This window comes from Dechloromonas hortensis, assembly GCF_009469765.1.
Lineage (GTDB): Bacteria > Pseudomonadota > Gammaproteobacteria > Burkholderiales > Rhodocyclaceae > Azonexus > Azonexus hortensis.
The window spans coordinates 327,149-346,998 of sequence record NZ_SSSQ01000002.1 but is presented as its reverse complement, the minus strand read 5'-3'; the positions used below and the strand labels follow the sequence as shown (position 1 = coordinate 346,998).

Here is a 19,850-nt window from a genome sequence, read left to right as displayed (position 1 = left end):
CGCTTGAGGCAGCTTCGTTGAAGATGCCACCAAGGGCAATGACAACGCTCAGGCTCAGGGGCGACGGTTAAACGTGAAGTAAATAAAAAAATACCGGAACTCCACCCGGTTTCTCCAGCCTAATAATTACCAGCAAGATGAATCGCATCAGTTCATGCTCTTGGCTGAAACGCTCTACGGAGTGAGAGCGTGGAGGGTGATTTGAAGTAACTGCTGGCAAGGCCCTTGGTTTGGCGTATAGCCCCGAGGGCCTTCTCTTTTGTTGCCAATGGCTTTGGCCATCTGGAAATAACCCATGTTGTTTGCTCGCCGCAACGGCGGGCGGGTTGCATTTGCTTACATCTGGCGACAGCCAACCAACATCTTTTTACATGCTGGCGGCGTACAGTTCACCCTTCAAAAAACTGTACGAAATCCCATCATGAAACGCCCGCTGTTACTGCTCGCCCTGCTCCCGCTCGGACTCTGGGCCATTTTCGTTTTGCCCGACCTGCTCGCCGCCAATCTCGGTTTCTGGGACTGGCGCCGGGCCGTCGTCATCCTCTCCGGCGTCCTTGCTTTGTGGTGGATGAGCGCCGGCATGCTGCTCGCCACCCGCCCGGGCTGGCTGGAACAGCGCTTCGGCGGCCTCGACAAGCTTTATCGCCTGCACAAATACATCGGCATCGGCAGCGGCGTTCTCGTTTTCAGCCACTGGATGAGCGAATGGCTGCCCAAGAAACTGGCCAAGGCCGGCCTGCTGGCGCCGCGGGGGCGCGGCCCGAAAGGCCCGCCCGACGTCTGGATCGACCTGGCCAAGGACGTCGGCGATTGGGCCGGCTACATTCTGCTCGGCATGGTCGTCATCGCCCTCATCCGGCGCATTCCCTACCGCTGGTTCAGGCTGGTGCACAAGGCTTTCGGCCTGGTTTTCCTGGCCGGCGTCTTCCATGGCCTGATGCTGATGCCCGCCACCTTCTGGCGCCAGCCGCTCGGCTGGCTGACGGTGGCCCTAGCCGCAACCGGCGTCATCGCCGCCCTGCTCTCGCTGAGCGGGCGGATCGGCCGCCGGCGCCAATACCCGGCCCGAATCGAAGCGCTGCACCGCCATCAAGGGCAGTTGCTGGAAATCGTCTGCCGGCCGCTGGCGCCCTGGCCGGGGCATCGCGCCGGCCAGTTCCTGTTCGCCGACTTCGGCGAATCCGGCGAAGGCGCCCATCCTTTCACCATCGCCTCGGCCTGGCAGGCAGCCGACGGTACGCTGACGCTGGCCGTCAAGGCGCTCGGTGACTTCACGGCGCAACTGCCCAACCTGCTGCGCAGCGGCCAGATGCTGACCCTGGAAGGGCCTTACGGGCAATTCGATTTTGCCGCCCAGGAGCACGTCGACCGCAGCACTCAGCCGGCGCCGCAAATCTGGGTCGCCGGTGGCATCGGCATCACCCCTTTCCTCGCCCGGCTCGATGAACGGGCGGCCAACCCGCCGGCCGCAGCCGATACCGACTTCTTCTACTGCACCGCCCACGCCACGACCTTTCCCGATCAACTGGAAGCACTGTGCCGCAAGGCCGGCGTTCGCCTGCACCGGCGCCTGACCGAACATGACGGCCCGCTCGACCCGGCCGAGATCGAGGCCTGCCTCAAGCCCGGCAGCAGCGTCTGGTTCTGCGGCCCGGCCGCCTGGGGACGCGCCCTCGGCCGCCAGTTGATCGGCAGCGGCCTGCCCCACAGCGCCTTCCACCGCGAAGCCTTCGAGTTCCGCTAGCCCGAGGTATTTTCCGCCGCCGCGGTGGGCGGCGGACAGGCTGCTATCATTCGTTTTTTCGAACGAACACTGGCAGCGATGATCAAGGTTTTTGGCATCAAGAATTGCGACACCATGAAGAAGGCCTTCACCTGGCTGGAAGAAAATGGCGTCGCCTATGAATTTCACGACTACAAGAAGGCCGGCGTCGCCGCGGCGCATCTGGCCGACTGGAATGCGCGGGCCGGCTGGGAAAAGCTGCTCAACCGGCGCGGCCTGATGTGGAAGAAGCTGACCGACGAAGAGCGGGCCGACGTCGATGCCGCCAAGGCGTTGCAGTTGATGGCGCAATACCCGAGCCTGATCAAGCGCCCGGTGCTCGACAGCGGCGAGCAGTTGCTGGTCGGCTTCAGCCCGGAAACCTATGCGGAGGAACTGAAATGAGCGCCAGCACCGTCCGTCGCTTCCTGTTCGAAGGCCTCGACATCCGGGGGGCCGTCGTCCATCTCGGCGACGCCTGGCAACAGATGCAGGTCGACCGCAACTACCAGCCAACAGTCGCCCAACTACTCGGCGAAACCGCCGCCGTCACCGCGCTAATTGCCGGCCAGCTCAAGCAGCCTGGCCGCCTGACGCTGCAACTGCGCGGCAACGGCCCGATCCAGTTGCTGGTCATGGACTGCAACGAACAACTGCAGATGCGCGGCATGGCGCGCAGCAACCCGGTCGTGCTGCCGGCGCCGGTACCGGAACTGCTTGGCGCCCAGCAGGGCGGCCAGTTGATGATGAGCCTTGACCTGCCGGATGCCCGCCAGCCTTACCAGAGCTACGTCCCGATGGTCGGCGACAGCATCGCCGCCATTTTCGAACACTACCTCGAACAGTCCGAGCAACAGCCCTCGCGCCTGTTCGCTTCAGCCAGTCCGCAAGCCGCTGCCTGCCTGTTCCTGCAGAAGATGCCGGAGGCCGATCAGCACGACCCGGACGGCTGGCAACGGATCAGCCACCTGGCGAGCACCGTCAAGCCGGCGGAACTGCTCGAACTGGACGCCGAAGCCCTGCTCGGCCGCCTGTTCCACGAAGAAATCGCCAGCCGGGGTATCCGCCTTTACGACCCGAGCCCGATCGTCTATCACTGTCCGGAAGACTGGACCAAGGTCCGTGACATGATCCGCAGCCTGGGCCGGGCCGATGCCGAAACGATCCTGGCCCAGCACGGCGAAATCCTGATACGCGACGACATCTGCAATCACGACTACCGCTTCTCGGCCGAAGACGTCGCCCGCCTGTTCGACGAAACCATCCATTGAGCCGGGCAGCCGACCCTTTCGTCCTGCATCGCCAGGTTGAACTGCTCTACCGCAATGTGCGGCTCGGGCAGATCATCTCCATTCTCAATGCCGGTTTTTTCGTCTGGATCGGCTATCAGCTTTATAGCGGCCATGCCTTGGCACTATGGGGCGGCCTGGCAGTGCTCGTTGCCGGCCTGCGCATCGCACTTGGCGAACGCTACCGCCAAGCCAGCCCGGCCGAACGACTGGCCGAAGTCGGCTTCTGGCAACAACGCGCCCGGCTCGGGGCGGCCGCCGGCGGCCTGGTCTGGGCGGCCGGCGCACTGCTGCTGATGCTGGCCGGCAATATCGCGTTGGAACTGTTTACCGCCTTCGTCATGGCCGGCATGGTAGCCGGCGCCATCCCGGTGCTCGCCGCCGACCGCCTGGCCTTTCGCCTCTACACCTGGCCGGTCAATATCGCCGTCATCATCGGTCTCCTGGGCAACGACCCGATGCACATCGCCGCCAGCATCATGGCGCTGATCTTTCTGCTTGGCGCCACGCGCAGCGCCGACCACTTCAACGATACGCTGCAAACCAGCTTCCGGCTGGAGCACGAAAAGGACGGCCTGGTCGCCAACCTGCAACAGGCGAAGGCTGTCGCCGAGAGTTCGAATCGCGCCAAGACCGAGTTTCTGGCCAATATCAGCCACGAGTTGCGAACACCGATGAACGGCATCATCGGCATGGCCGAACTGCTCTCGCACGAGCCGCTGAGCGAAAGCCAGCGCGAACTGCTTGCCCCGCTGCGCCAGTCGGCCGACGACATGCTGCGCCAGATCAGCCACCTGATCGAACTGTCCGCCCTCGAAGCCGGCCACTTCAGCACGAAGGCCGAACTCTTCGCCAGCGGTGAAATACTCGCCAGCCTGCTGCGTGACGAACAGGCCGCCGCCGAGGCCAAGGGGCTGACCCTGCTTGAGGAAACCGACCCGCTGCTGCCGCCGCTGCTGCTCGGCGACATTGAAAACCTGCGCAAAATCCTCGGCCACCTGGCCGGCAACGCCGTCAAATTTACCGAGCGCGGCGCGATCCGGACTTCGGCTCGACTGATCCGCAGCGAGGCTGAGCAAGCCGAAGTCGAGTTTTGTATCGCCGACACCGGCCCCGGCATTCCGACCGACAAGCTGGCGCTGCTCAACGGCCTGCTGATCCAGGCCGACGGCAGCAGCATCCGCCGGCATGGCGGCATCGGCGTCGGCCTGCCGATTGCCCGCAAGCTGATCGAGCTGCTCGGTGGCACCCTGCGGATCGAGAGTCAGCCCGGCCAGGGCAGCCGCTTCTCTTTCGTACTGCCCTTCGCCCTGCCGACCGCCCACTAGCCGCGCCCTGCCGCCCCGGCCGACGCGCTCACCGGAATTCCCGCCATGTCCAAACTGCTCCCCGCCATCGAACTCGAAACCACCGCCCAGCCGCGCTTCGCCGTCATCTGGCTGCACGGCCTCGGGGCCGACGGCAGCGATTTCGCCCCCATCGTGCCTTACCTCGGCCTGCCGGAAGATCTCGGCATCCGCTTCGTCTTCCCGCATGCGCCGGCCATGCCGGTGACCTGCAACGGTGGCTACGTGATGCCGGCCTGGTACGACATCACCTACATCGACGGCATCAACCGCGGCGTCGACGAAGCCGGCATCCGCGCCAGTTGCGAGGCCATCCGGCACTTGATCGAGCGCGAAAACGAACGCGGCATTCCGAGCCGCAACATCGTCCTCGCCGGCTTTTCGCAAGGGGGCGCCATGGCCTATACGCTGGGCCTGACCTACCCGGAAAAGCTGGCCGGCATCATCGCGCTCTCCGGCTACCTGCCGGCCCCGGCCCTGCTCGAACCGGCGCTCTGCCAGGCCAACCGGCAGACGCCGATCTTCGCCGGCCACGGCAGCGAGGACGACGTCGTGCCGCTCGCCCTCGGCCAGCAGGCTTGCCAATACCTGGCCGAGCAGGGTTACCCGATCACCTGGTTCGATTACCCGATGGCGCACTCGGTCTGCCCGGAAGAAATCGCCAATATCGGCCAGTGGCTGACGGAACGCTTCGCCACCGCAGCCGCCTGAACAGCCTTGCCGGCATCTTTTGTCGCAAACCCGACACGACGCCTTGACGCCAAGGCACTGATTTAACGTGATTTAAACCTGGCATCACCCTTGCAATGGCTTAGTCATTGACAAGGAGATCAAGATGCCCAAACCGAAGAAACACGTACTCGTCTGCGTCCAGGGCCGCCCGGCCGGCCATCCGCGCGGCTCCTGCCAGGAGAAAGCCTGCGCCCAGACCTGGCAGGCCTTCTCGGACGAATTCACGACCCGCAACCTGTGGGCCTCCGGCTTCCAGTTGACCAACACCGGCTGCCTCGGCCCCTGCCATCTCGGGCCGAGCGTGCTGGTGTACCCGGATGCCGTCATGTACACCGGTGTCAAGCCGGAAGACGTCGGCACCATCATCGACGAGCACCTGATGTTCGACCAACCGGTTGCCCGCCTGCTGGCGCCAGCCGATGTCTGGGCCTGAGATCATGGACAAGGTTCAATACGAGATTGGCGACATGGTCTTCGCCGCCGAAGACATCTTCAACGACGGCGGCATGCCGGGCATCGAGGAAGAGGAAGGCCTGATCGCCCCGGCCGGCCTGCGCGGCGTCGTCGTGCACTTCGGCGTCGCCGAGCTGGACGAAAGCAAGGAAATCTATCTGGTCCAGTTCGAAAACGGCCCGGAAGGCAGCCTCGGCCACCCGGTCGGCTGCCTGCCGGAAGAACTGACCCAGGAAGAACCGGTCAGCGCCTGAGGAACCGCCATGCCCAGAATCGGCATTTTCTTCGGCACCGATACCGGCCGTACCCGGCTGATCGCCAAGCAAATCGCCAAGAAGCTCGGTGAAGCTGCCGCGCCGCCGGTCAATATCGGACGGGCGACGCTTGCCGAATTCCTCGCCTACGACGCCCTCATTCTGGGCAGCCCGACGCTCGGCGACGGCGAACTGCCGGGGCTGTCCACCGGCCTCAGCCAGCCGAGTTGGGAGGAGTTCCTGCCGCTGCTGGCCGATGCCGACCTGAGCGGCAAGGTGGTCGCCATCTACGGCCTCGGCGACCAGAAGAAATACCCCGACGAGTTCGTCGATGCCATCGGCCTGCTCCACGACGCCCTGGTCGCCGCCGGTGCCCGTGCCGTCGGCCGCTGGCCGGCGGCCGGCTATGAGTTCGCCGGCTCGCTGGCCCTCGATGGCGACGACTTTCTCGGTCTGGCCCTCGACCAGATCAACCAGCCGGTATTCACCGAGCAACGCCTGGATACCTGGCTGGCCCAAATCCGACCGGAGCTGATGCGATGAACGTGAATCCCTGGGCCGCCCCCAAATCCCGCGAAATCCGCCGGGTCCTCGTCTCGCTCGACGAACGCATCGCCCAGGCCTGCGACATCGTCCCCGACGACGGCGCCGACCCGTGCATCGTCACGCTGCGCCATACGGAGCTGGAAAAACTGCGCGCCCATGTTTATCTGCATGGCCAGCGCAGCGGCACCTACGGCATCTTCTACGAATACCCGCACCCGGTGCCGGGCATTCTCGAATCGGAAGAAAACCTGCCGCTGCCCAAGGTGCTGGCCAGCCTGGCCCTGCATTTCGACGCCTAGGCCGGCACCCCGAGCACGACGTGGCTGGCCTTGATCAATGCACAGGCCGGCACGCCCGGCTTCAGGCCAAGTTCCAGCACCGCCTCGTTGGTGATCACGGCGTGCACCAGCGAACCGCCGGCCAGCCGGATCGCGACATCGCTATTCACCGCCCCCTTGTGCAGGCTGTCGACCGTCCCCGCCAGCTGGTTGCGGGCGCTGAACCTGACGCCGCCTTCACCGGCCAGCAGCATCACCCAGGGCGCCTTGACGTAGGCGATGGCCGGCTGGCCAACGGCGAGGCCCAGCGCCTGCACGCTGCCCTCGGTAACGATGGCGACGATGCGGTCGCCACCCGGCGTCGTCACCTCCACCTCGGCATTGACCTGACCATCGCGCAAAGCCGTGATCTGCCCTTCGAATACATTGCGTGCGCTGATTTTCATGCTGCTCTCCTGAAACCGTTGGTAGGCTGGCCCGCTTTTCGCTATATACGAAACATCATAGCGAAACAAAGCAGGCACGTCGTCACTGTACTGAAGCCCGTTGCGCGATATCAACCATAGCGCCGCGGCAAAATCGGCAAATTTTCGACGTTCACCGCAGCAGTTGCGCTATCGTTATATACACGACAACACAACGTAGCAAAGGCGACAAAATGGATCAAATCGCACATCGCTTGCGCAGCAGGCTGGAGGTCGATACCGAGTTCGGCAGCTTTCTCGGCGACACCCGCATCCGCCTGCTCGAAGCCATCGACAAGCACGGCTCAATCTCGCAGGCCGCCAAGGCCGTACCGCTGTCGTACAAGGCGGCGTGGGACGCCATCGACGCCATGAACAATCTGGCCGACCAGCCGCTGGTCATCCGCTCGACCGGCGGCAAGAACGGCGGCGGCACCTTGCTCACCGAGCACGGCCACAAGACGGTGGCGCTCTACCGGGCGCTCGAAGCCGAATACCAGGCGGCGCTCGACCGCCTGTCGGCGAGCATGAACGAAGGCCTGGCCAGCGATTTCCAGCAGTTTCGCCAACTGCTGAAGCGGATGTCGATGAAGACCAGCGCCCGCAACCAGTTTGCCGGCCAGATCGTCGGCCTGCGCGAAGGCCATGTCGATTTCGAAGTCCGCCTCAAGCTCGACGACACCAACGAACTGGTCGCCGTCATCACCCGCGAATCGGCCGAAACGCTCGGCCTGAGCATCGGCATGGAGATCAGCGCGCTGGTCAAATCGTCGTCGGTGCTGCTGCTCAGCGACACGACCATCCGGACCACGGCGCGCAACCATCTGTGGGGCGAGATCACCCGCATCCACGACGGCCCGGTCAATGCCGAAGTCACCCTCGCTCTGCCCGGCGGCCGCAGCGTCTGCGCCGTCGTCACGCACGACAGCGTCGAAAAGCTCGGCCTCGCCGTCGGCGAACAGGCCTGCGCCGTGTTCAAGGCTTCCGCCGTCATTCTTTGTCTTTACGCCTGAAAGGAAATTTCCGATGAAAAATGCCCTTTTTTTCGGGTTGACCGTAGCAATCGCCACGGTCAGTCATGCCGACGAAGTCCAGGTCGCCGTCGCCGCCAATTTCACGGCACCGATGCAGCAGATCGCCGCCCAGTTCGAAAAGGACACCGGCCACAAGGCCGTGCTCGCCTTTGGCGCCACCGGCAAGTTCTACGCCCAGATCGTCAATGGCGCGCCCTTCGAAATCCTGCTTGCCGCCGATGACGAAACCCCGGCTCGCCTGGAAAAGGAAGCGCTCGGCCTGGCCGGCAGCCGCTTCACCTACGCCATCGGCAAGCTGGTGCTGTGGTCGACCGATCCGGCGCTGGTCGATGCCAAGGGCGACGTTCTGAAAACCGGCCAGTTCAAGCATCTCGCCCTGGCCAACCCGAAGACTGCGCCCTACGGCAGCGCCGCCATCGAGGCGATGAGCAAGCTCGGCCTGCTGAGCAGCCTGCAGCCGCGTTTCGTGCAGGGTGAAAACATTTCGCAGACGCAGCAATTCGTCACCACCGGCAATGCCGAACTTGGCTTCGTCGCGCTGTCGCAGGTCCTCAAGGATGGCAAGGTGAGCAGCGGCTCGGCCTGGATCGTCCCGGCCCACCTTTACGAACCGATCCGCCAGGACGCCGTGCTACTCGCCAAAGGCCACAACAAGCCGGCCGCCGGCGCCCTGCTCGCCTACCTGAAAGGCGACAAGGCGAAGGCGGTGATCCGCAGTTTCGGTTACGAGTTGCCCTGACATGAGCGCCGCCCATCTCCACCCGGCCGCAGCCGGGCCAACGGCGAGCCGCCGGCGCACCAGCCCGCCGCCCCTCGACTGGCAGCAGCACCTGCCGGCCGATTGGCGCCAGCAGGTGGTGGTCGCCCTCGACTTCACCGAGCACCGGGAGTACGAGATGCCGGCCAGCCGCACCCTCGGCCATGACGCCGAGGGCGCCCTCTGCTATTACGCCCACCGCTATCTGCTGGAGGAAAGCCGGAGCGACGACGACGAGGACTTCTACCGGGTCGTCGCCTACGGCGAGCAGGCCCATGCCTGGCGGCTGCGCGACGAGCGCTGGCTGATCTACCGGCAGGTGCAGAGCGGCGACGAGCAGACGCCGGGCCGCGCCTTCTACAGTTTTTCCGCGCAGCCGCCACGGTGATGCGATGAATCCCTACACCCTGCCCGACCGCGAGCTCGAAGCCCTGCTGCACGACGACGCGCCGTGCGGCGACGCGACCAGTTTCGCGCTCGGCATCGGCCCGCAGCCCGGCCGGCTGGTGTTTCGCGCCCGCTACGACATGGTGCTGTGCGGCAGCGAAGAAGCCTTGCGGATGGGCGAGCTGCGCGGCCTGCACCCGGTCGGCCGCGTTGCCGCCAGCGGTGAAACACTCGCGGCCGGCGCTGAGATCCTGAGCCTGGAAGGCGCCGCCGGCAGCCTGCATGGCGTCTGGAAAACGGCGCAGACGCTGATCGAATACCTGTCAGGCATCGCCACGGCGACGGCGGCCATCGTCGCCGCCGCCCGCCGTGGCCATCCCGACTGTGCCGTTGTCTGCACGCGCAAGAACTTTCCCGGCACCAAGCCGGCCGCAATCAAAGCCGTGCTCTGCGGCGGGGCCAGCCCGCATCGCCTGAGCTTGTCGGAAACCCTGCTCGTCTTCGCCGAACATCGCGCCTTTCTAGGCGACCAGCCGCCGGCGGCCAGCATTGCCCGGCTGCGCCGGCAGTGGCCGGAACGGGCCATCGTCGTCGAGGTCGCCGACGAGGCGGAGGTGCTGGCCTGGGCGGCGGCCGGCGCCGACATCCTGCAGCTGGAAAAACTGCCCGTGGAGGCGGTCGACCGCCTGCATCGGCAAATTCCGGGCACGCGACTTGCTGCGGCTGGTGGGGTCAACGCCGGAAATGCCGAGGCCTATGCCCGGGCCGGCGCTCAAATCCTCGTCAGCAGCGCGCCGTATTTCGCCGCGCCGCGCGACGTGGCCGTGACCCTGACAGCCCTGCCGACCACCACCGAGCCCTGAACCATGAAAATCGCCATCGCCACCAAGGACTTCTCCGCCGTCAGCGGCCATGCCGGGCAAACCCGACAATGGCTGGTTTACGACCTGAGCGAGCACCGCGCCAACCGCTTGCTGCCCGCCCCGCAGCGGGTCGATCTCGACCAGGACCAGGTGCTCCACGTTTTCGCAGACAACGCGCCCCATCCGCTCGACGGCATCGACCTCGTCGTCTGCGCCAGCGCCGGCGACGGTTTCATCCGCCACATGAAGAAGCGCGGCGCCGAAGTGTTGCTGACCGGCGAAAGCGACCCGGCCATCGCCATCACCCGGATCCTGGCCGGTGAAGCGCTGCCCGACCCGCGCTTCGACATCACGACCAGCCTGTGTAAACTGCGCGATCTCTTCTCACGCCACTGATCATGGAAAGTACGGACCTCGCCGCCGTCTGGCTGACGCTAAAGCTGGCCACGGTGGTGACGACACTGCTGCTCGTCGTCGGCACCCCCATCGCCTGGTGGCTGGCGCGCACCCGCTCGCCGTTCAAAGGCATGGTCGGCGCCATCGTCGCCCTGCCGCTGGTGCTGCCGCCGACCGTGCTCGGCTTCTACCTGCTGCTCACCATGGGCCCGAACGGGCCGCTCGGCAAACTGACCCAGGCGCTCGGCCTCGGCCTGCTGCCCTTCACCTTCCCCGGCCTGGTCATCGCCTCGGTGTTCTACTCGCTGCCCTTCGTCGTCCAGCCGATCCAGAATGCCTTTGAAGCAATCGGCGAGCGCCCGCTCGAAGTCGCCGCGACGCTGCGCGCCAGCCCGTGGGATGCCTTCTGGTCGGTCGCCGTGCCGCTCGCCCGGCCCGGCTTCCTGAGCGGCGCCATCCTCGGCTTCGCCCACACCGTCGGCGAATTCGGCATCGTGCTGATGATCGGCGGCAACATTCCGGAAAAAACGCGCGTCGTCTCGGTGCAAATCTACGACCACGTCGAAGCGCTCGAATACACCCAGGCCCACTGGCTGGCCGGCGGCATGGTGCTGTTCAGCTTTGTCGTGCTGCTCGGCCTGTACACCTTCAACCCGGCCCGCCGCAAAGCCCTATGAGTTCAGCCATCCAGGCCCGCTTCCGCATCGAGCGCCGCGATTTCAGCCTCGCCGTCGACCTGACCCTGCCCGGGCGCGGCATCACGGCCCTCTTCGGCCATTCCGGCTCCGGCAAGACAACCTGCCTGCGCGCCATGGCCGGCCTCGAACGAGCGGCCGACGGCTATTTCGCGATCGGCGACGAAGTCTGGCAGGACGAAGCGGCCGGCCGTTTCGTGCCGACCCACCAGCGCGCGCTCGGCGTCGTCTTCCAGGAAGCCAGCCTGTTCCCGCACCTGTCGGTGCGCGGCAATATGGAATTTGGCCAAAAACGCGCGTCCACCGCCGGCCTGCGCTTCGCGCTGCCCGAAATCGCCGAATTGCTCGGCATCGATCACCTGCTTGAGCGCAACCCGGCCCAACTCTCCGGCGGCGAACGCCAGCGCGTCGCCATCGCCCGCGCCCTGCTCGCCGGGCCGCAGATCCTGCTGATGGACGAACCGCTGGCGGCGCTCGACCTCAAGCGCAAGCGGGAAATCCTGCCGTATCTGGAGCGGCTGCACGATGAACTGTCGATTCCCATCATCTATGTCAGCCACTCGCCGGATGAGGTCGCCAGGCTCGCCGACCATCTGGTGCTCCTCGACACCGGCAAGGTCGTGGCGAGTGGCCCGTTGACCGAAACCTTGGCACGCACCGACCTGCCTCAGGCCTTTGCCGATGATGCCGGCGTCGTCATCGAGACGGTGGTTGCGGCGCACGAGGAGGATGACCTGACACAGCTCAATTTCGCTGGCGGGAGCATATATGTCACTAGCTGTTCGAAAGCGACAGGGCATCGGTTGCGTTGTCGAATTCACGCCCGCGATGTCAGTTTGGCGCTGGAAAAACCCGTGGCGACCAGCATCCTTAATGTCTTCGAAGGCGAAGTGAGTGACATTGGCGCAACCGACACCCCTGGTCATGTATTGGTGCAGCTACACATCAGCAATACGCCTCTCCTGGCCCGCATTACGGAACGCTCTCGAAAAGCACTCAACCTGCACGTCGGAAAACAGGTCTGGGCTCAGGTAAAAGCAGTAGCCCTACTCGGCTGAATTTGACCGTCAGCAAATGACTGGCGGACAGTTACGGTATAGCTACGGATACGGTGACGAATCCAATGCTGTCTTGTTTAGACGAGTTCAGTCTGCGCCATGTAAACCGTCCGACAGGTGACGAATGGAGTATTTCTGGGTCAGCTTTCCTTTCCTGCAAGCCCTTCCAGAATCGGGCAATCCGGACGCTCGTCGCCATGGCAACAACTGACGAGGTGCGCCAAGGCATGTTTCATCGATTGCAGTTCCGCCAGTTTCCTGTCCAGGAAGTCGAGATGCTGCTTGGCTAACGCTTTCACCTGACGACTTGGGCGAGTCCGGTCTTGCCATAGGCTAACCAGACTTCGAATCTCCTCAATCGAGAACCCGAGGTCACGCGAACGTCGGATGAACTGCAAGGTTCGTAGGTCTTTTTCGCCATATTGACGATAGCCAGCCTCGGTACGGCTCGCCGGAGGCAATAACCCAACACTTTCGTAGTGCCGAATCATCTTGGCCGACACGCCTGAGGCCTTGGCCGCTTCGCCGATATTCATCTTGTACTCCTCTCAGTACTCATTCAGTTGCCGCCCCTCGCCAACGGCGAAGGAGCAACGCATTGGTGACCACACTAACACTGCTAAAAGCCATCGCAGCACCGGCGACCACCGGGTTAAGCATGCCCAGGGCCGCGAGAGGGATGCCCAGCACGTTGTAGGCAAAGGCCCAGAACAGCCCCTGCTTGATTTTGCTGTAGGCCCGACGCGAAACATCGAAGGCGTCGGCAACCAAGCGTGGGTCGCCCCGCATCAGGGTGATACCCGCAGCCTCCATGGCCACGTCAGTGCCGGTCGACATGCTTAGTCCAACATCGGCGGCCACCAGACTCGGTGCGTCATTCAGTCCATCGCCCACCATGGCGACCACGTGACCCTGGCCGCGAAGCTCCTGGACGATGCTGGCCTTGTCTCCCGGCAGTAACTCAGCGCGCACCTCATCTATGCCGAGTGCCTTCGCCACGACATGGGCACTTCCCTGGTTGTCCCCAGTCAGCATCACGGTTTTGATGCCCAATTGATGCAGTCGGCTTATCGCCTGATAAGCGGATGGCTTGATGGTGTCGCCGAAGGCAAGAAGCCCGACTAATTCAGCCGAGGAATCATGCTGGCGTAGCAGCCACGATATCGTTTTCCCCTCGCTTTCAAGTACGGCGGCGCGGACACCTAGTTCTCCCGGATCAACATGGTGCTCCTGCATCAGCCGGGTGCTCCCGAGGAGCATTAGCTCGCCATCCACCCGGGCTTGAATGCCTCGCCCGGGCAAGGCTTTGGCATCACTGACCTCGGCTGCGACAATTTTGAGCTCCCTGACCTTCTCCAGCACGGCATGGGCCAATGGGTGCTCGCTGGTTTTTTGCAGCGAACCCGCAATCCGCAGCACCTCTTCGGCCGAGACGCCCTGAACCGCCTCAATGCTGACCAAGGATGGCTTTCCTTCGGTGAGCGTGCCGGTTTTATCGAAGGCCACCGCGGTTACCGAGTGCGCGACTTCAAGGGCCTCGGCATCCTTGATGAGAATGCCCTGGCGAGCCGCAACTCCCGTCCCCGCCATGATGGCCGTTGGCGTAGCCAGACCCAGGGCGCACGGGCACGCGATGACGAGGACGGCGACCGCGTTAATCAACGCCTCTTCCCAGTTCCCCGCGTACGCCATCCAGCCGGCAAAGGTGAGCAATGCAACAACTAGAACGACCGGGACGAATACTGCACTTACCCGGTCCACCATGCGCTGGATGGGTGCCTTGGCGGCCTGTGCGGATTCGACCAGGCGAATGATGCGGGCGAGCGTGGTTTCGGCACCAACCGCGCCGGTTCGGACGTGCAACAGGCCTTCACCGTTGACCGACCCGCCGGTCACCTGGTCACCGACCTCCTTCGAGACGGGCAAGCTCTCGCCGGTGATGAGCGCTTCATCGGCCTGACTTTGTCCGCTAACGACTTTGCCATCAACCGGGATGCGTTCGCCGGGACGGACCACGACGAGGTCGCCAATCGCAATCTGCTCAACCGGCATTGAAACCTCATTGCCGTCGATTAACACACGCGCAATGGTCGGGCGGAGCGCATTCAGTGCCCGGATGGCGTCGGCTGTCTGTCGTTTTGCTCGAGCCTCCAGCCACTTGCCCAGCAGGACAAGCGTGATGACGGCCGCCGAGGCTTCAAAGTAGAGATGATGAAGATGCCCACCTTCGCTCTGAGTCAGCTGATAAATCGACAGGCCATATGCGGCGCTGGTCCCCAGGGACACCAGCAAATCCATATTGCCGGTGCGTGCCTTGACCGCCTTCCATCCGGCCCGATAGAAGCGCCTGCCCAGCCAGAATTGAACCGGTGTCGCCAACACCAACTGGACCCAGCCGTTGAGCATCCAATCGATGCCGACAAACTGGATCAGCATCGGCGCGATCAAAGGAAGTGTCAGTAATGCGCTCGCGGCAACAGGCCACCACTCGGGAATAAGGCCTGGGGCAGTTTCCGGTTGTAGCGCTGCTACCGGCTTTGCGCTGTAACCCGCTTTGCCGACGGCTGCCGCCAAGGTGGCAAAGGTAACGCTGGATAGCACCTCAACCGTGGCCTTTTCCGTTGCCAGATTGACTGCGGCATGCAGCACGCCCGGCACCTTGAGCAAGGCTTTTTCGACCCGGCCGACACATGAGGCACAACTCATACCGTCAATCTGTAGCTCAACAGATTGAGTCATCACTTCATATCCGGCCTTGCGAACGGCGTCAGCCAGTTGACCAACGAGGACTTCAGGCATCGCTTTCAAAGACGCCTGTTCCGTCGCCAGATTTACGCTGACCTCAGTCACGCCGGGGAGCTCCTTGAGCGCCTTCTCGACACGAGACACACAGGATGCACAACTCATCCCAACAATACCAAGTCTTAACTCAAGCGCAGCACTGGAAACAGATGAGGGGGCCATTTGAATCTCCTTTCGGGTTACCAATAAACCCATGATGGACCTTCCAACCATGGGAAGGTCAAGGAGCTTTGTGCGACTTTTTTGATGGTTTTATTCGGTTGACCTTTCCTCTATGGGAACCATTGCCGATATGCTGTTCCTTGCGAAGGCCGACAACAATCTCTTGATTCCGCTCCGGGAAGAGGTAGACCTGCGGGCCGAAGTATCCAGTCTGCTGGAGTATTACGAAGCTTATGCCGACGAGAAACAATTGCAGCTTTCGTATTCAGGAGAGGCAGCCATCGCAGGTGACCGGTTAATGCTACGGCGTGCCATCGGCAATCTTCTGTCCAATGCAGTCCGCCACACACCCAAACGTGGTCGCATCGCTCTTGAACTCACGGAAACTCCAGATGGAGAGACCGTGGTTTCCGTGGAGAACACAGGGGAAACTATCGCCCCGGAACATCTACCAAGGCTATTTGACCGTTTTTACCGTGCAGATGCGTCACGCCAACACTACGGGGAAGGCTCTGGACTTGGATTGGCAATTACTCGCTCGATTGTCCAAGCCCATGGTGGCGAGGTCTCGGTTATGTCCGAGAACGGCTTAACTAGGTTTTCCATTCGCTTTCCTCGTTGACTGGCAGGTTGCAGCAACGGGTCAGTTGCCGCCCGAAGGACCGTTGCCACGAGCGCTGGGGCCGAGTTTGGTCACGAGCGGCCAATGGGAAGCGCCAGTTAGGCGCAACCACGACGCCCGCTTCTGGCGCCGAAGCGGAGTTAGTTTTGCTATCATCCAGACCCATAATCAGGAAGTGAGGACGACCTCACCTCTCCACTTCGCATCGGGGACGGCCCCTCATTCGTGAGGAGCGTTTCATGAACTGGGGAATTCTGTTGGTTGCCGGACTGTTTGAAATCGGCTGGGCAATCGGGCTTAAATACACAGAAGGTTTTTCACGCCTCTGGCCTACCGTCTGGACCATTCTATCCATGGCGCTCAGTGTCGGACTGCTCGGTGCGGCAATGAAAACACTTCCGGTTGGCACTGCTTATGCGATTTGGGTTGGAGTCGGCGCTATTGGCACCGCAATATTTGGAATGGTTCTGTTTGGCGAATCAACCTCCACGGCTCGACTGCTGAGCCTTGCCCTTATCTTCGCCGGTGTTGCAGGTCTCAAACTTTCCGCGCCTTAGCTGGGGATTTGCCCTTGGCTCGCCCTGCGCGCCCAGATCAAGGCAGTTGCCCTGCTCGCCTGAAAGAAGCCTATGATGCGCGCCTAGCACGGCCAAGGGCCACCGGCGCACCGCAATTGCACCATACTGGTGCCGCCAAAAGCCCCGCTTTTCGGCCGGCTGAAATCATTCAACGCAAAATCAGTCACTTGGCAAAGCAAGCCGGAATGCACGACTTTTGCTTGGTAAACTGATAACTCTTTCTTGAAATTCTCCGCGATGAACACAGTCATTCGACTGGAACCTACGCCAGACAACGACGCGACGCCGCCCGAAGGGACTCGACGCATCATCGAGCAACAGGAGCGGGTGTATTACGACGGCTACTGGGTCAAGACCTACCCGGTCCCGGCCGATTCGCTGCTCGCCAAGAAACAGCTGATCGAAGCGCTGACCCGGCGCCTGTTCAACCATACCGAGCACGGCCTGAACATTCCCGGCACCCGGCTGGCCGAGGCGCGCGCCACCTACGAGGCGGAAACCGACCCCGGCCGCCGCCGCGTCAAGGGCGCCATGCTGGCCGGCGCCATGTTCAACCGGGCGACCGACATTTTCCGCAAGCTGGTCGACCTGCAAGCCGACGGCATCGAGATCCAGAGCGACAACGCGCTGATGCGCGAATGCGGCCAGTGCCTGCTCGACGCCATGGAACTCGGCCGCTTCGTGCTGCACCGCAGCGGCGAGGAAGGCATCGACGAACTGTGGGGCGAGCCGTTCCGCGCCTTCTCGATTCCGGTCGAGGACTTCTACGAAAGCCGCTACATCAAGATCGGCCAGAGCATGCGCGATATCGACCGCATCGCCGAAGCGATGCGCGCCAATTTCACGCAGATCCCGATGTTCGAAGGCATCGAGGCACCGATTGCCGACTTTGCCACAGCCGCCAAGCTGAAGACCGAAACCCTGCGCACCGACCCGAGCATCTTCGATGTCTGGTCGCAACTGGTCACCGCCGGCGAACGGCTCGCCAACTTCACCCCGAAAGCGCCGCTCGATCTGGCCAAGACCAGTCCCGAGCGGATTTCCCACCGCGCTTCGGATGGTCTGTTGCTGCTGCGCAGCGGCCGCGACCTGGTGTTCTACATCACCCGCGCCCGGACGCCGATGCCGAAAAGCACCCGCGAATATATCGAACGCTGCGAGGCCTACCTGGCGACCGGCAAGGTGCCCTTCACGCCGGCCCCGCTGCCGGCCTGAGCGACCAGTTCGGCGAGGATCGCCAGGCCGCGCTCGATCTGCTCGACGCTGGCGTGGCTGAAATTGAGCCGCAGCGCACTGCAGGCGGCCGGACGCTCGGGAAAAAACGGCTCGCCCGGCATGAAGGCGACGCCGCGCTCGATGGCGACCGGCAGCAGTTGCCGGGTATCGAGCGGCACCTTCAGTTTGAGCCAGACGAACAGCCCGCCCGGCGGTACCTGCCAGTCGGCCAGGCCGCTAAAATAGCGCTCCAGTCCCTGCACGAAATGATCGCGCTTGCGCCGGTAGATCTCGACCAGCGCCGCAATCCGCGCCGGCCGCCCGGCATCGCGCAACTGGCCGAGCACATACCACTGGCTGAGCCGGTTGCTGTGCAGGTCGGCCGCCTGTTTCAGGCGAGTCAGCGGCGTCAGCAGGTCCGGCGAAGCGACCATGTAGCCGAGGCGCAAGCCGGGCGCCAGGCTTTTCGAGAAGGAGCCCTGATAGACCCAGGAAGCGCGCTGCAGACGGGCGCAGACCGGCGTTCGCTCGCAGGCGTCGTAAGCCAGGTCGCGATAGGGATCGTCCTCGAAGAGCAGCACCTGCAGCTCATCGCAGGCCTCGGCCAGCGCCGCCCGCTGCGCGGCGTCGTAGCAATGCCCGGTCGGGTTCTGGAAAGTCGGAATGGCGTAGGCGAAGGCCGGCCGCTCGTCGGTCGCCAAGCCGGCCGCCGGCAGGTCGGGATCGAGCGTCGTGAAGCGGGCGCCGAAATAGCGAAAGACCTGCAGCGCGGCAAGATAGGTCGGCGCCTCGACCGCGACCGGCGTGCCGGCATCGATGAACAGCTTGCCGACCAGATCGATGCCCTGCTGCGAGCCGGAGAGAATCAGCACCTGCGCCGGCGTGCAGGCCAGCCCGAGGGCGTTGAGTTCGGCCGCCACCGCCTGCCGCAATTCGGGATCGCCTTCGCTGGCACCGTACTGCAGGGCCGCCGGCGGCACATCAAGGCTCTGCATGTCAGGAAAGGTTTCCGGCGCCGGCAGGCCGCCGGCAAAGGAAATCATGCCCGGCCGGTCGATGATCGCCAGCATTTCGCGGATCGGTGAAGCTTCAAGGCCGGCGACGCGGCGGGAGAAACGGGGAGCACAGGTTTCGCTAGTCATGGATATGCGTCAATGTTATTGACCAATCGACAGCCTAAGCAGCACGACCTATTATGTCAACATGATTGACCAAAATGATTCCCGATCGCTGCGCGCCGCGGCCGAACTGTTTTTCTTCACCTACCGCGCCTTCACCTCGCGCCCCGACCGCCTGCTCGCCGAGCGCGGCCTCGGCCGCGTCCATCACCGGATTCTCTATTTTGTCGGCCGCCACCCGCAGCTTGCGGTCAATGCCCTGCTCGGCATCCTCGGCGTGTCGAAGCAGGCGCTGAATGCGCCGCTGCGCCAACTGGTGGAAATGCAACTGGTTGCTGTCGAAGTCGCCGCCCACGACCGGCGCGTCAAGCAGCTATCACTGACCGCCGCGGGTCAGGCCCTGGAAGACGAGCTGACCAGCGTCCAGACCCAGCACCTGGCGGCCGCCTTCGCCGCCGCCGGCAGCGAGGCCGCCGCAGGCTGGCAACAGGCGATGCGGGCCATTCTCGACCAGGCCTGAGGCCGGGTCGCCGCCTACTCCTTGTCGATCAGTTCGACGCGCCGCATCTTGGCCAGGCAGGCCGGCGAAGTGCAGGTATTGCTGTTTTTTTCGCCGCCCAGCGCGTAACGCTGCAACTGGCGGGCCGGCACGCCGTAGCTGCGCAGCAGGCGAAACACCGCATCGACCCGCTGCTCGGCGATCAGCAGGTTGTAAGAACTGCTGCCACGATCATCGGTATAGCCGACCAGGCGGACCTGCAGCTTGGGGTTCTCCTTGAGGCGGGCGGCATGCAGTTGCAGCTTCTGCTTGCCCGGCTCATCGACCATCGTCTGGCCGCTGGCGAAAAAGATGCTTTTTTCGTCGTCGACCGCAGCAATCACCTGTGCCTCGCTGAGCGGCTTGCCCTCGTCGACCTGCACGGCGGCTGGCCGCTTCCCTTTTTTATCCGGCGCTGACGGCGCGACTGACGGCTGGCCGGCACAAGCCGTCAGCAGACAAAGCACCGGCAAGACGCGGCAAAATCCTTGAACGGACATT

25 protein-coding genes are annotated in these 19,850 nt (G+C 63.5%); 20 read left to right on the top strand and 5 right to left on the bottom strand.

Annotation, left to right across the window (positions count from 1 at the left end; all coding sequences use genetic code 11):
- Positions 1–421: 421 nt before the first annotated feature.
- The 9 genes from GH663_RS04905 (at position 422) to GH663_RS04865 (ending at position 6,681) form a co-directional block, all read left to right on the top strand.
- Complete coding sequence (locus GH663_RS04905) at positions 422–1,744, top strand: ferredoxin reductase family protein (RefSeq protein WP_170291338.1); 1,323 nt, start codon at positions 422–424, stop codon at positions 1,742–1,744.
- 78 nt (positions 1,745–1,822) lie between these two features.
- Entirely contained in the window at positions 1,823–2,167 is a 345-nt protein-coding gene (locus GH663_RS04900; RefSeq protein ID WP_153130561.1) for an ArsC family reductase, read from the top strand.
- Positions 2,164–3,033, top strand: a complete 870-nt coding sequence (gene hslO / locus GH663_RS04895) for an Hsp33 family molecular chaperone HslO (protein ID WP_153130560.1) — start codon at positions 2,164–2,166, stop codon at positions 3,031–3,033. The genes GH663_RS04900 and hslO overlap by 4 nt, the downstream gene beginning before the upstream one ends.
- A complete protein-coding gene (locus GH663_RS04890; RefSeq protein WP_153130559.1) occupies positions 3,030–4,379 on the top strand; it encodes a sensor histidine kinase in 1,350 nt (449 codons plus the stop codon). The genes hslO and GH663_RS04890 overlap by 4 nt, the downstream gene beginning before the upstream one ends.
- A gap of 45 nt (positions 4,380–4,424) precedes the next feature.
- Positions 4,425–5,108, top strand: a complete 684-nt coding sequence (locus tag GH663_RS04885) for an alpha/beta hydrolase (protein ID WP_153130558.1) — start codon at positions 4,425–4,427, stop codon at positions 5,106–5,108.
- A gap of 124 nt (positions 5,109–5,232) precedes the next feature.
- Positions 5,233–5,562, top strand: coding sequence for a (2Fe-2S) ferredoxin domain-containing protein (locus tag GH663_RS04880; protein ID WP_153130557.1), 330 nt, complete (start codon positions 5,233–5,235; stop codon positions 5,560–5,562).
- Between the two features lie 4 nt (positions 5,563–5,566).
- Positions 5,567–5,836 carry a nitrogen fixation protein NifZ gene (locus tag GH663_RS04875; protein WP_153130556.1) on the top strand — a complete coding sequence of 90 codons (270 nt, stop codon included), beginning with the start codon at positions 5,567–5,569 and terminating at the stop codon, positions 5,834–5,836.
- 9 nt (positions 5,837–5,845) lie between these two features.
- Complete coding sequence (locus tag GH663_RS04870) at positions 5,846–6,379, top strand: flavodoxin (RefSeq protein WP_153130555.1); 534 nt, start codon at positions 5,846–5,848, stop codon at positions 6,377–6,379.
- Positions 6,376–6,681 carry a hypothetical protein gene (locus GH663_RS04865; RefSeq protein ID WP_066880368.1) on the top strand — a complete coding sequence of 102 codons (306 nt, stop codon included), beginning with the start codon at positions 6,376–6,378 and terminating at the stop codon, positions 6,679–6,681. The genes GH663_RS04870 and GH663_RS04865 overlap by 4 nt, the downstream gene beginning before the upstream one ends.
- Here GH663_RS04865 and GH663_RS04860 read toward each other — a convergent pair.
- Positions 6,678–7,106: a TOBE domain-containing protein gene (locus GH663_RS04860; RefSeq protein WP_153130554.1), complete on the bottom strand. Its 429-nt coding sequence runs from the start codon at positions 7,104–7,106 to the stop codon at positions 6,678–6,680. The two genes, GH663_RS04865 and GH663_RS04860, sit on opposite strands and share 4 nt — an antisense overlap.
- A gap of 212 nt (positions 7,107–7,318) precedes the next feature.
- Between GH663_RS04860 and GH663_RS04855 the strand changes: the two genes are divergently transcribed.
- From GH663_RS04855 to modC, 7 genes are read left to right on the top strand one after another with little or no spacing between them, the layout of a single operon-like run.
- On the top strand, positions 7,319–8,137 hold the full coding sequence (locus GH663_RS04855) for a TOBE domain-containing protein (protein WP_153130553.1): 819 nt from the start codon (positions 7,319–7,321) through the stop codon (positions 8,135–8,137).
- A gap of 13 nt (positions 8,138–8,150) precedes the next feature.
- Positions 8,151–8,897 carry a molybdate ABC transporter substrate-binding protein gene (modA, locus tag GH663_RS04850; protein WP_153130552.1) on the top strand — a complete coding sequence of 249 codons (747 nt, stop codon included), beginning with the start codon at positions 8,151–8,153 and terminating at the stop codon, positions 8,895–8,897.
- A gap of 1 nt (position 8,898) precedes the next feature.
- A complete protein-coding gene (locus GH663_RS04845) occupies positions 8,899–9,303 on the top strand; it encodes a hypothetical protein (protein ID WP_153130551.1) in 405 nt (134 codons plus the stop codon).
- A 4-nt stretch (positions 9,304–9,307) separates the two neighbouring features.
- A complete protein-coding gene (gene modD, locus GH663_RS04840; protein WP_153130550.1) occupies positions 9,308–10,165 on the top strand; it encodes a ModD protein in 858 nt (285 codons plus the stop codon).
- Between the two features lie 3 nt (positions 10,166–10,168).
- The gene (locus GH663_RS04835; RefSeq protein WP_153130549.1) at positions 10,169–10,561 is read left to right on the top strand and encodes a NifB/NifX family molybdenum-iron cluster-binding protein; all 393 of its coding nucleotides are present in this window, start codon (positions 10,169–10,171) and stop codon (positions 10,559–10,561) included.
- A 2-nt stretch (positions 10,562–10,563) separates the two neighbouring features.
- Entirely contained in the window at positions 10,564–11,238 is a 675-nt protein-coding gene (modB, locus tag GH663_RS04830; protein ID WP_153130548.1) for a molybdate ABC transporter permease subunit, read from the top strand.
- Positions 11,235–12,314: a molybdenum ABC transporter ATP-binding protein gene (gene modC, locus GH663_RS04825; RefSeq protein ID WP_153130547.1), complete on the top strand. Its 1,080-nt coding sequence runs from the start codon at positions 11,235–11,237 to the stop codon at positions 12,312–12,314. The genes modB and modC overlap by 4 nt, the downstream gene beginning before the upstream one ends.
- 140 nt (positions 12,315–12,454) lie before the next feature.
- On the opposite strand, the gene cueR is transcribed toward modC, so the two are convergent.
- Together cueR and GH663_RS04815 are read right to left on the bottom strand one after the other, a co-directional pair.
- A complete protein-coding gene (gene cueR / locus GH663_RS04820; RefSeq protein ID WP_153130546.1) occupies positions 12,455–12,850 on the bottom strand; it encodes a Cu(I)-responsive transcriptional regulator in 396 nt (131 codons plus the stop codon).
- Positions 12,851–12,869: 19 nt separating this feature from the next.
- The gene (locus GH663_RS04815; protein ID WP_153130545.1) at positions 12,870–15,278 is read right to left on the bottom strand and encodes a heavy metal translocating P-type ATPase; all 2,409 of its coding nucleotides are present in this window, start codon (positions 15,276–15,278) and stop codon (positions 12,870–12,872) included.
- A gap of 112 nt (positions 15,279–15,390) precedes the next feature.
- Between GH663_RS04815 and GH663_RS04810 the strand changes: the two genes are divergently transcribed.
- The 3 genes from GH663_RS04810 (at position 15,391) to GH663_RS04800 (ending at position 17,693) form a co-directional block, all read left to right on the top strand.
- Positions 15,391–15,900, top strand: a complete 510-nt coding sequence (locus tag GH663_RS04810; RefSeq protein ID WP_153130544.1) for an ATP-binding protein — start codon at positions 15,391–15,393, stop codon at positions 15,898–15,900.
- Positions 15,901–16,139: 239 nt separating this feature from the next.
- Positions 16,140–16,457 (top strand): quaternary ammonium compound efflux SMR transporter SugE, encoded by a 318-nt coding sequence (gene sugE, locus GH663_RS04805; RefSeq protein WP_153130543.1) that lies wholly within the window; start codon positions 16,140–16,142, stop codon positions 16,455–16,457.
- Between the two features lie 258 nt (positions 16,458–16,715).
- The gene (locus GH663_RS04800) at positions 16,716–17,693 is read left to right on the top strand and encodes a hypothetical protein (RefSeq protein WP_153130542.1); all 978 of its coding nucleotides are present in this window, start codon (positions 16,716–16,718) and stop codon (positions 17,691–17,693) included.
- On the opposite strand, the gene GH663_RS04795 is transcribed toward GH663_RS04800, so the two are convergent.
- Positions 17,642–18,835, bottom strand: a complete 1,194-nt coding sequence (locus tag GH663_RS04795; RefSeq protein WP_153130541.1) for an aminotransferase-like domain-containing protein — start codon at positions 18,833–18,835, stop codon at positions 17,642–17,644. The two genes, GH663_RS04800 and GH663_RS04795, sit on opposite strands and share 52 nt — an antisense overlap.
- Positions 18,836–18,896: 61 nt before the next feature.
- On the opposite strand from GH663_RS04795, the gene GH663_RS04790 reads away from it, so the two are divergent.
- Entirely contained in the window at positions 18,897–19,331 is a 435-nt protein-coding gene (locus tag GH663_RS04790) for a MarR family winged helix-turn-helix transcriptional regulator (protein WP_153130540.1), read from the top strand.
- Between the two features lie 14 nt (positions 19,332–19,345).
- On the opposite strand, the gene GH663_RS04785 is transcribed toward GH663_RS04790, so the two are convergent.
- Complete coding sequence (locus GH663_RS04785) at positions 19,346–19,849, bottom strand: OmpA family protein (RefSeq protein ID WP_170291337.1); 504 nt, start codon at positions 19,847–19,849, stop codon at positions 19,346–19,348.
- Position 19,850 lies beyond the last annotated feature (1 nt).